Source organism: Paraburkholderia humisilvae, assembly GCF_902859855.1.
GTDB lineage: Bacteria > Pseudomonadota > Gammaproteobacteria > Burkholderiales > Burkholderiaceae > Paraburkholderia > Paraburkholderia humisilvae.
On the sequence record NZ_CADIKH010000108.1, the window covers coordinates 1 to 11,203 of the forward strand.

An 11,203-nucleotide genomic window follows, 5' to 3' on the forward strand; every position below is an offset into this window, starting at 1 on the left:
GGCGATGCTGATTCGGGATCAGCCCTATCAGGCTGGCAGTGTTCCCGTGCGATCCAGTGTGACGCATTCACACAACCCCAGTCTTTAACATCGAAACATCGTTCACTTTCCGGAGGTTGCTTGAGCAGACTTCAATTCGATGACAGAACGGTCGGACCGTGATGGGCCAAACCCGCTTTGCACCAAGGGCACAAAGCCCGAGGATCTGATTGGGGGGCATCCATTCGCGGATATTCATCGTGGGCCCCGCAGCCAGTGCTGCGAACTGAGCCCGGATACATGACTGCAACCTCGACCTCATGCCAGCGACCGGGACTGCTTGACAACAGGGAATCGTCCATACATGGTGCAGACGGAGACAGTGAACGTTAGAGTCGTCGGACTACACGAATTGATGACCGGCAATGAGTAAGCTGAAGAATCTGGGCAGTCTGTTCGATGGACGACACTTTGAACGCGAGATCATCCTTCTGTGTGTTCGGTGGTAACTGCGCTACAAGCGATCTTCGTGATGCGGTCGTATTCCGTGGGCGATGCAAAGCTATTGGCGCGGCACTGAATCCAGCGCTGCGTCTGCTGATAGACCGTTTCCCACGGTGGAAATCATTGGGCCACAAACGCCACGGCGCACCGGCGCGCACAATCCACCGCAATGCGTTGAACATTTCGCGCAGTTCGTAGCCGCGCTGCGGTGCGTCTTTGTTCATCAATGTCAGGTATGGTGCGGCGAAGTACCACTCTTCATCCGATTCATCCGTTGAGTAGGATCTGCGTTTTTTCATCCCGCCACGTTACCAAGTCTAGGCTAAAGTTTACGACACCTTCTAACCAAGCGCGGGCTTGCGGCCTTCGTCCGGTATCGGAGGATGAACACCTTGCGGCCCGCTGGGGCAATCTCGCAGAGGAAGCCGGGCACCAGCGTGTCGGGGAGTTCGGCGGCATGCGCTTGAGGTTGCGCCGCATCGACTGCGGACTTCGTGAGCTTGCTCCTTGCCATGTGGTGATTCCTCGGAAGGGACCTGGCTCTGGGGAGCTTGGTAGGGGAGCCACCGGTGCGCAACTCGGGTAAAGTTTCAGAAAGCACCGGCATATGTTGAACTTGCCCAAGTTTTTTATAAACCTGCTTTATCGGGCTGAGGCGTAGTCCAGCAGAGTGTGGCAAGGCAGCGATGAAATGAAAAATACCATCGCGCGCCTACCACGCAATGTCGCTGGCGGTCGCAGATCCCGATTGAAAAACATAGACCGCTGCGACATGCCGACGATTGCCCCATAGATTTTATGAAAATTTCACTATCAGGCTTCACGCGCTGATCTTTCTTCAAGTAATTTTTGACAATAGGATGGTGCGTCATGAATTTGCAGTTTTCAGTTAGCTGGTTTGACGATGTGGCACGACCGGTGTGGGATCAGTTGATTCCACAAATCAATCCGTCGAGATTGCTGGAAGTCGGCTCGTACGAAGGCGCCAGCGCGTGCTACCTAATTCAGGCGCTAGGAGTATCGAAATCCATTGAGTTATATTGTGTTGACACTTGGGAGGGCGGCGTCGAGCATCAGCAGGCGGGAATTCCCATGAGCGATATTGAAGTACGCTTCGATCAAAATGTCCGTGAAGTCTGTGCACGTGTGCCCCTCCCCGTGGAAGTAGTCAAGTGCAAAGGCTGTAGTGACCGGGTACTGGCGCAACTGTTGGTTGAGGGGAAGCAAGGCTACTTTGATTTTATCTATATCGACGGCTCGCATCAGGCTCCTGATGTCTTATGCGATGCCGTGCTGGGCTTTCGTCTACTCAAAATCGGCGGCGTTATTGTGTTCGACGATTACCTGTGGCGCGAACATGCCGTTCCTGAAAGTGATCCATTACGCTGCCCCAAGCCGGCTATCGATGCGTTTACCAACTTATACTTTCGCAAGCTGGATATTTTTCGGGCTCCCTTGTATCAGCTGTATGCGCGAAAACTGACGGATTGAGGATATCTGAGGCCGGACGTCTCCAGTGAGAAACGAACAACTAGTGGATTGCCCGGCGGAGCACGGGAGAAGACGATTCGATAAACCGCAGGAGCGGCGCGACACTTGTGCAATCATGGACTCGCCGCGCCGTCGTCGCGACTTTTGGCCGTGCCATTTTACTGGCGCCGCACCTGCGCGCTCGTGGCAAAATGCCCCGCGCGGCGCTGTTGCAGGGTACGGAGTACGACGGATCAGGAGCTATGGCTGATGAAGGTCGTGGGAAGAAATGCGGTTTATGGTCGCTTCCGCCAGTTGTACCGGAAGACATCTCGCAAGAAACCCGCGAAGGCATCCCGGTAGGGCGCTGCCGCGGGCGCCAGCCCGCGTATTTTCACTGACATGATGCTATTTGAGCTGTTCGAATCGTCAAACTCGCGGCGAGTATGACGGTGTTTTTCCTCAAACCACGATAGCGGGTCTTCGTATAACTGAACTGCCGCTTGAAGACGCGAAACGGGTGTTCAACCTTGGCACGAATGCCCGCCTTCAGACGCTCGATCTGACCATATATCGCGTCCAGGGAATCACGCAGATCCAGTTTCCTGCGCTTGCCCGGTCTCATCGCAACATGCCAACGAACCGCGTCAGCCTCACAACGCGTTTCGATAACCTGATAGCCGGCCGGCGGGCATACACATCCGTCTCTTCGCCGTGCGGAAGCGCCTGAGCTACGTTGAAGTCGTGCACATTGGCCGCCGGTCCAATGACCGTGTGGACCAGGCCCGAGTAGGCGTCCACGCCGATATACATTTTCATCCCGAAGTACCGGTGCCCCTTTCCGCGTTGATTGCATCTCCGGATGCCCGCATGCCAGAGCCGTTCTTTGTCGAATTGGGCGCGGCAATCAGGGTGGCGTCGACGGCCGATTGAACGTTAAGCATCAGGCCGTTCTCCGTCAGGATCTCATTGATCCGCGCCAGTATTCGCGCTGCCAGCCCGTGCGTTTCGAGCAGATGGCGGAACCGCAATATCGTGCTTTCATCCGGCAAACGGACCATCTCGCCGTCATCAAGACCCGCAAACTCCCCGGTACAACGGCACGTCATAGAGCGGCTTTTCCATCACAGGTTCTGACAGACCAAACCACTGTGACATGAAATAAATCTGCGGTATCGTCGTCCGTAATCGGGAGCGGCGGCCGGCCCGGCTTTGCCCTTCGGATAATGCGGTTCGATCAGCGCAATGAGCTTAAACCACGGCACAACGCGTCGCTTCACATCGAGAAATTCCGGCTTGCGCGTGCACTTCGTTGACAGATCCAGACCAAGACCCAGCTGCGCCATCACACTTCTCCTCAACTCATTCACCCTGCACACTAGGATAGCTCACCAGCGTGTCAACGTTGGGACTTTGCAGACCTTCCTTAACAATGCAAATTGTTCTATATGACGCGCAGCCGTGGCCTTTGCTGATTCATATTTGATTGCGAGTAGGTCGCTGCGGAATCGAGGCCCACAGTTTGCTCTTCATATGCAGCAGGGAATAAGGCATCCAAATAAGCGTCCTGAAGTTTTACGTATTGCTCTAGACTCGTGTAATCGAATACCGCCCCATCTGACGCTAATCGGCCCAGCTGCGCTTCATTTGTTATTAAATAGGTAAGCCGTGGCGAACTTGACATCCCCGCTTCTTTCATAATTCTATCTGTGAGGTACACAACCGGCCCTCGCTCGCCAAAACCGAAAAGATTGAATGAGTCCCTCGTAAGAACGTCTGGCGATGTCCACGCTGAATGATCGGGATCGTACAAATCGGTAAATATATGAATGGATTCATGTATCAGGGCCTCTTTTGGGGTGGAGCTTTCTAGTTTGCCCCCTACGGTAACAAACTTATCAGGTGAGCTGTGTGGCCAATCCAGGTCGGAAGTGTTAATGGTTAGTAGCCCGTGGCTGGCGGCAGCTTCTTCAGTGCCTTGGGAATGCAAGTTTATTTTGATCTTTTTCTTCGGAGTCAGACGTCGATTATCAATGGCCCAGTTATATAATCCTCTAAACGTTGCGGATTTCTCGTATAAATCATGGTAAAAATTGCGCACCGCATTGGTTTTATTTGTATCTGTTTTCAGAGAGCCGTCTTCATTTTTGAATCTTACTTCAAAATAGCTATCAAATGATTCTTTCATATTATAGTGTTTGCTGACGTCCAGCGCCTGTCGCATCGTGTATGCCGTCCAATGGACCGTATACGTTTCAGAAACGTGCATAGGCTTAAGCTCGTCAGCCTGCTCCGCTACGTGGCGATGCCAGCGGATATATGGGTTGGACGCGGGAATTTCACGATTCAACGGCTTCGCAGCCTCTCCGTTAATTACTCTAAAGACCAACGCTGGCGCGCCGCCTTGTAGTCTGGGGAGTTTTTGCGCGATCTGCCATTGATCATGAGCATATTCGAGCTTGACGGTGGCCAGGCGACCATTGCCTTCTGGGGTGACGGGGTTCCAGATTGCGTGTTCAGGGACGGAGAAAGCGGGGTCGCGGTGCAGCCGATATAAATTAGGGCCGATTTCGGCATAGCGAGCGAGGGTTCGCGGGTTTTGCCAGGTGCCGTCTTCAGGGAAAAAACGCATCATGACAGGGCGCTTAGCGGCGGGCACGGGCGTCAAGCGCTGGGTGAGGGTAGCCATGGAGGTGGTGAGGGCGGGGAGACGTTTTTCGCGGATGGCCAGCCCGAAGGGGTCTTTGAACGAGCCGACCGTGCCGGTGTGGGCCTTAATTGCCAGTGCCCGGTCGTTGATGCCGAGGTCGTGCAAGGCGTTGAGGCTGTGTTGCGCCTGCAGGCGGATTTCCGCAGGGAGCTCAGCGGTAGTGAAGGTGCGCGTGGCAAGGCGGCCCTCGCCTAAGGCGGAATGACCGGCGAGCCGGCCTTTTGAGAGCAGATGCCCTTCGCCGAAGGTGACGAAGTCCAGGCCCAAGCCCAACGCTCCGCCCACCGCTTGGGCGGTGTCGTGTTTGGCAATGCCGTCGAGCATGATATAGCCGGCGCCAGCAAAGGGAATCAGCGTGATGGAGGCCACCGCAACGCGTTGGGCATCTCCGGTGCGAACTCCTTCCCCGATATTATAAAGATTGCCGATAACTGGCACGGCGCTGATAATCTCCGCTACATCACCATGAGCGACACCTTCGCCAAAGCCCACCACAGTGCCCACGAGCGGCATATTTTCCAGCCAATGCATCAGCGTCGATGGAGAGGCTTGCGCGTGGGCGGCGGCGAGTGCGGATTCCTGAGCGGCGACGGCCGCATCGGTCAGGGGTTGTCGGTCGCGGCGCAGGCTCTGGCGCGCGCGCGCGCTAAACCACTCGGTGAGCTTGCGGTCGAAGGCGGCCTGGGCGTGCGCCTTCAGCTCGACGACGCTGAGCGTGACCGGTTGGGGTTGGCCCGCGTGATCTTTGATGCTGAGAGGGTAGGTAAAGAGACGAGGCGCGGTGTTATCGAGGGTGTCAACGGGCAGCAGAGGGATGTGCTGTTCTGCCAACTTACGCATTAGCTCGGCTTCGGTGAAGCCGGTCTTTTGTTGCAGCAGCGCCGAGGCGGTGGCTTTGAGATCCCAGCGCGGCGGTCCGCTTAATTCGGTGAGCAGGTCATTAACATAGCTGCGCAAGGTGGCTAATCGATCAGCCGAGGTGCCGTTTAGGAAAATTCCATTGGATTTGATCAAATGTAGTCCCAGCAGGATGCGAGGGTCGATCAGCGTATTGCTGTTGCGATGCCGGGCGAATTGGACAAACGCTTCGCCCACCGCTTGAGGCGAAGCGTAAGGCGGCGGTGCGGCCTGGCCACGGGCGAGGGCGGCGGTTTTTAGCACCGAAGCCATGGAGTTTTCTAAGGTGCCCACTGGATATTGGGTGTCCTGCCCATGGGCGTTAAGCCACTGGCGCACTTTCTCCACCCGTGTGGCATGGCTTAAGCTGGCAAGCACGGGAAAGCGCATGACGGCATGATCGCGAGCAAGGTCGTCGAGGGTTTTGCCGGCTGCATGGACTAAGGCATTGCCGTCGAAATGAATGGTTTCTGCGCGCTCGCTGGGAGCTAAGGCGGCCGGATTAAATAAACTGGCCTGCAGCGCTTCATCAGCCAGCTGAGCGAGAAAGGCCCGATGCCGCTGGGCCATGTGCCTGCGGGCCGTCATCGACGGCAATGCGCCCGTGCCTTCAGGGCGAGTCGCACTGTACAAGAGCGCGGCATTGTCAAAAAGGCTGCCAACGGGAATGCGCTGCTTCAGTAGCACTGTCGGCCCGTAGCGAGACATCCGCATCATGATCCGCTCGATGGCCTCCACATTACCGCGACGTCGCTGCGATACGGCGACTAGTGCTGCCGTTGCGGTATGGATACGTGCTTGCGCACGGTCGAGGTTGATCCAGGCAAGTGAGTTGGCTCGTATATGTACGTACCGTAAGATGGTTGCTACCTCATTAGTAATAGGTGGCGATGCTGTTGTCGACGAGGGTTCAAATGCTTCCACAAAGTGCGGTGCGATTTGCTCCAGCAACCACATTGTTTGGCGCTTCTGCCTGCTGGGCGCGAGTGCCGTGCTTTGGTGCGTGACGTGCTCCGCCGCCAACGGGGCGCGCTCGACTAACGCGCGCGGGCTTTCCACCGGCAGGAACGAGAAGGCGACATCTCGAGTTGCCTCAAGCGGGAGGTCTTGCGTCTCAACCGGGGCGTCATCCGGTAAGCGCAGACGCGATAAAAAAGACGCCAGCTCTAGCATGACGCGCGCTTTAGGGGGCGGGGCCAACTGCCGTGCGGGCCGGCCACACGGGCTCCAACGGTCAGCGTGTAAATGAGCCATTAACACAGCGTCTGCATCGGCATCTAAAGCGGGCCGCGTCGGTAAAGGCGCCGCCAGCGCCTTTGTCAATACGTGTGCGTCCCGCGGGTGCGCTGACCGCAGCCGCTCTAGATGGCGGTCTTGTTGCCGCCGTGCCACCGGTAGCGTCGGGTCAAAACTGGGGGGAATACGGCAGGATTGTCTACCGATCTGAGGCATCAGATACTCCAAATTTTGGATGGAGTGATTCGGTCGAGTCGAAATGAAAAAGTTCCCTGGTCGTCGGCCGTAGATCGAAGCAATATTGTCACGTTATGGTGCTCATTGCTCGGGGGTCTAAGCACCGGAGTTGACATCTTTGCTTCGGGAATCTACAAAGGAAAGTCGTCACTTCGCATCAGCGCGCATTAAATGCTTCTTTCGAATCTCGAGTGGGTGGACTGCCGGGTCAAGCGCGGGCGCAAGCCCAGCGAAGCGAACGCTTGACGCGCGTTGCATGGATAAACTGGTGCAGGGCTGGTTGCGGCAGAATGCGGCAACCAGCCCTGCAAGACCAGGCAAACTATGACGAACCAAACCCAACTGTTTGAAGCGGCCCTGGGAATCAAGGCGCCGTGGTATATGCAAGGTGTCAATTTCGCCACGGAACTGACGATTGCCGTGGACTTTGTCGCAGGCAGCCGGTTTGCCTATCCCGGAGTGCCGGGCGAACACCCGGTGCATGACACGGTCATCAAACGGTTGCGCCACCTGAATTTCTTCCAGTTCGACTGTTATCTGGAGGTGCGCGTGCCGCGGGTGCGCCTGCCCGACGGCGCGGTGCGGCTCGTGGAGCCTGACTGGATGGGCAAGCTCGATGGCTTTACGCTGCTGTTTGAAGCGCTCGTGCTGACGCTGTGCCGGGAGATGACATTTGCGGCAGTGGCGCGTCCGGTGAACCTGTCGTGGCATCGCGTGAAGGCCATTTGCGACCGCTATGTCGACGTGGCCCTGGCCACGACTGACCTGTCCCGCGTGAGCGTAGTGGCCATTGACGAAACCTCGTGCCGCCGGGGTCACGACTATGTCTCGCTGGTCGCCGACATGGATCAGCGGCGCGTGGTCTTCGTCACGCCTGGCAAGGATGCCGGCGTCATCGAACGCTTTGCCAGGCACTTGAAGGCACACAACGCAATGTCTGCGCAGATCCGGTCGGTCAGCATCGACATGTCTGCCGCCTTCATCAAGGGCGTGGACGAGCATCTGCCCCAGGCACGCGTGACGTTCGACAGGTTTCATGTCGTGGCGCACGCGTCCAAAGCGCTCGATGACGTGCGCCGCGCGCAGCAGAAGACCGCCCCCGCACTGAAGGGCATGCGCTGGTTGTTGCTCAAGGATGCCGGGAAGCTGAACCTCGCGCAACTGACCGATCTCGAGGCGCTGGTCAGCCAGTACCCCACCAACCGCACGGCCCGTGCCTGGATGTACCGCGAGCAGTTGCGCGAGATTCTCGATCGAAAGCAAATCCACGTCGTCTCCAAAATGTTGCGTCGCTGGTGCACCGGCGTCATGCGTTCCAGGGTCGAACCCATGAAGGACGTCGCCCACATGATCCTTCGGCATTTCGACGGCATCGTCGCCTGGACCCAGACGCGCCAGACCAATGGCTTCATTGAAGCCATTAACGGCCTGTTTCAAGCGGCTAAGCGCAAGGCGCGGGGATATGCCAGCTTCAAGACCATGCGAACCGTGTTGTTCCTGATCGCCGGCAAGCTCGACTTCTCGGCCCTCAATCCGCATGCCTCGTGACCCGCATTACCCACTCCACTTTTAAAAGAGTCCATTAAATCTATTTGATAAGGACCTCCTTCGCCACCGGGGGGCGGTGTGGCACGGTGCCACGAAAGCTTAACCGGCCATCAGATGAAGGAGAGCGGCATGAACAGGGTTGCCCGCATTGGCGATGATCTGGCGAGAACATCATGCAGCGACACGGTGTTGACGCGGCCAGCGTGTGGTGGTCAGGAAGGCTGTTTCGAGAGATCGGTTTCTCGAATGGTTTGTGAATCGCGAACCCTGCGTGATCGCCATGGAGGTATGCAGCTCGGCGCACTTCCGGGCTCGCCGGCTACGGGAGTTGGGCCATGACGCTTGTCTCATTCCTCCGCAATTCGCCGCTCCATACCGCGGACCAGCAGGGCATGCTCGTACTGCATCGCATGCGCCTGGGATTTGTCGAAGAACGCACTTCGCTGGTTAACTGTCTGCGGGGACTGCTCGCTAAGTTTTGGCGTGTTTCTACCACAGGGCATTCACAAGTTCCGCTCCGGGTTGGCCGAAGCTGTCGGGGACGCCGGGAACGAGATTGCGGGGCTGACACGTCGTGCATTGATGCGTGCATGGACGAGGTTGCGTGAGATCAATAACGGGATCGACTAGTTCGACGGCCAGATTGCCCGGCATACCAAAGATGATCCGAATGCACGGCGTGTCGTGGAAATGTTCGGCGTCGGGCTGCCGACTGCGTCGGCAGCGATCGCCACAGTCGGAGACTCCCGCCAATTCAGCAATGCGCGCCAGTTTGCTGCGTGGCTGGGGCTCGTTTCCAAATAGAACAGTAGTGGGAAGGACCAGCTGGGCCGCGTTATCAAACAGGGTAACGACGATCTTAGCACCCTGCTGTTCCAGTGCACCCGGGTGACCGTGACTGCTGCCAGGAGGCGGGAGGATCGTTTGTCCCGCTGGATTCAAACGTGCTTTTAGGCGAGCCGGTCGAGCAATGGGAAGTCGCGCGTGACTACAGTGTGAAGACACCTGCGAATTTTCAGCCAGGCATCTATTTCCAAGGGTGCTGCGAGGATAGCCACGGCTTGAGCGACACGCTGCTGTCGGTGCTCGCCCGTCGCGCACACGCCCTTCGTGTGTCCGTTTTCCCAGTATAACGATTTCCCTTCTTTTATCTTTTACTGCCCTTACTTTGTTTTGCAACATACATCCTCATTTCGGCTTATAGTTGCGCGCAAATAATCGCTTCTCATTATATATGAATTTATGTGCGTCATTTATTTCGGTTATATTAATGACGAATCATATTTTGAAATATAATAATTTATATTATGCGAATTGGGATTTAAAAGTGAATTTCTCGAGGTGCCGCAATGCATTCATGACTTTCCTGATGATGTGCGCGTGTCGCACACATTAATTTGGATTTCGACTGAAATATAGATAAGGAAATTTTTGCTATGCTAGACAGTTTCCGAAAAAGCGCGAGCCGCCCGCTTTGTCGAACATAAGGGCCGGATACGGTTTGCTTTTTCTCGGGCGGCGTTGCGATACTGCCTCGCGGCGCGTTGCAAGCGTGACGCTAGCCAGCTTGTATTTGGATTCTCGCTGGCTGGCCGACCACACATCGCTGCCGGCATCAGCCCTCGCGAGGAGCAAGGCGCGGGCGCTGCTATCACCGCGCAGTTACGGGGTGACTTTAATGTCTGTCACAGCGGCGAACACGTAGTACTCGTCTGGCCAAATTGCCGTACTGTCGGCATCGACATCGAAAGACATCGCTCGGCGTTGGAAGTCAGAAAACTGTTCGCCCTGGCGGTGAGAGATGACGATCTTTGCGAGGTCAAACGGCGCGGGCAGCGCGGAGAGAATGAGTTTTTCTTCGATATATGGGCGACCAAAGAGGCTCTGCTTAAAGCGCGCGGTCTGGGAATCACTGTCGGTCCTGAGCGCTTTTCGGTGGCGTCGCGCCGTGTTGCGAGGCCGTCGTCCGAGGAAACTGCGATATTGCTTCCGAGCTCTCGAATGATTCGAGCGGCGTGGATTTGCACAGTAGCGGGTTATTCGGCCTGTGTAGCTTGGGAGCGTCGGATTACGCCGCAGTAAGAATGGATGTTGGGCGGATTCACTATAGCCGGAAGCTAGCGTCGGGAACCGCTTATGCACAGCGAAAACGGACGGTGACGGTCACTTTGCATCGGCGTGCGAGTAGGTTGCAGCGGCAAGTGACAAAGTCCATCATAGGGTCCTCATTCTGATGGTCGAAAATATAAATTAATAACGATTATTAATAATTTTAAATTGGAAAATTCATGTTGAATAAACTGCGCTACTACCTTTGCACAGAGGTTATGACGATTCCTCAGAGGTCGGTACGGGGGTAGGCCCTGGCCAATTTTTCCCGGGCCGTTTCGGTAGAGACCATCCAATTGATGCGAGCGCCGCCGGTGTTTCGCAGTTGCTCCTAGGCCGCGACCTCGGTGATCAGCCGGTCGCGGGAATCGATGCGGCGGAATCGCGCCGTCAGGCGCTCCCAGGTAGGGTCGAGAACTGGCGCGCGCACGGTAGGCTCCGGTGGTCTCTCCACCGCTTTCGCGGTTGGACCTCAGTCCGGCTGCCATGGTCACGTTTCCAGCTCCCGCCACG

5 protein-coding genes and 5 pseudogenes are annotated in these 11,203 nt (G+C 56.5%); 5 read left to right on the forward strand and 5 right to left on the reverse strand.

Annotation, left to right across the window (positions count from 1 at the left end):
• Nucleotides 1-561 precede the first annotated feature (561 nt).
• Together HV796_RS37885 and HV796_RS44660 are read right to left on the reverse strand one after the other, a co-directional pair.
• Nucleotides 562-782, reverse strand: a pseudogene (locus HV796_RS37885) (transposase); the annotation flags it as partial.
• Between the two features lie 50 nt (nt 783-832).
• Nucleotides 833-997 (reverse strand): annotated as a pseudogene (locus tag HV796_RS44660) (integrase); the annotation flags it as partial.
• A 356-nt stretch (nt 998-1,353) separates the two neighbouring features.
• Between HV796_RS44660 and HV796_RS37890 the strand changes: the two are divergent.
• Complete coding sequence (locus HV796_RS37890) at nt 1,354-1,974, forward strand: class I SAM-dependent methyltransferase (RefSeq protein WP_175232952.1); 621 nt, start codon at nt 1,354-1,356, stop codon at nt 1,972-1,974.
• Between the two features lie 373 nt (nt 1,975-2,347).
• On the opposite strand, the pseudogene HV796_RS37895 reads toward HV796_RS37890, so the two are convergent.
• Together HV796_RS37895 and HV796_RS37900 are read right to left on the reverse strand one after the other, a co-directional pair.
• A pseudogene (locus tag HV796_RS37895) lies at nt 2,348-3,299 on the reverse strand (IS5 family transposase).
• Nucleotides 3,300-3,397: 98 nt separating this feature from the next.
• Nucleotides 3,398-6,733: a hypothetical protein gene (locus HV796_RS37900; protein ID WP_175232953.1), complete on the reverse strand. Its 3,336-nt coding sequence runs from the start codon at nt 6,731-6,733 to the stop codon at nt 3,398-3,400.
• 624 nt (nt 6,734-7,357) lie between these two features.
• On the opposite strand from HV796_RS37900, the gene HV796_RS37905 reads away from it, so the two are divergent.
• From HV796_RS37905 to HV796_RS46135, 4 genes and pseudogenes are all read left to right on the forward strand, one after another.
• Nucleotides 7,358-8,581, forward strand: a complete 1,224-nt coding sequence (locus HV796_RS37905) for an ISL3 family transposase (protein WP_175232954.1) — start codon at nt 7,358-7,360, stop codon at nt 8,579-8,581.
• A gap of 684 nt (nt 8,582-9,265) precedes the next feature.
• Nucleotides 9,266-9,385, forward strand: coding sequence for a transposase (locus HV796_RS46130; protein WP_175232955.1), 120 nt, complete (start codon nt 9,266-9,268; stop codon nt 9,383-9,385).
• Between the two features lie 146 nt (nt 9,386-9,531).
• Nucleotides 9,532-9,702, forward strand: a pseudogene (locus HV796_RS44665) (ornithine monooxygenase); the annotation flags it as partial.
• Nucleotides 9,703-10,102: 400 nt separating this feature from the next.
• Nucleotides 10,103-10,663: a 4'-phosphopantetheinyl transferase family protein gene (locus HV796_RS46135; protein ID WP_175232956.1), complete on the forward strand. Its 561-nt coding sequence runs from the start codon at nt 10,103-10,105 to the stop codon at nt 10,661-10,663.
• A gap of 256 nt (nt 10,664-10,919) precedes the next feature.
• Here the strand turns inward: HV796_RS46135 and HV796_RS44670 are convergent.
• A pseudogene (locus HV796_RS44670) lies at nt 10,920-11,069 on the reverse strand (IS630 family transposase); the annotation flags it as partial.
• Between the last annotated feature and the right edge of the window lie 134 nt (nt 11,070-11,203).

Coding starts and splice junctions, on each gene's coding strand:
- HV796_RS37890 (WP_175232952.1), top strand. CDS start 1,354: ATGAATTTGCAGTTTTCAGTTAGCTGGTTTGACGATGTGGCACGACCG.
- HV796_RS37905 (WP_175232954.1), top strand. CDS start 7,358: ATGACGAACCAAACCCAACTGTTTGAAGCGGCCCTGGGAATCAAGGCG.
- HV796_RS37900 (WP_175232953.1), bottom strand. CDS start 6,733: ATGCTAGAGCTGGCGTCTTTTTTATCGCGTCTGCGCTTACCGGATGAC.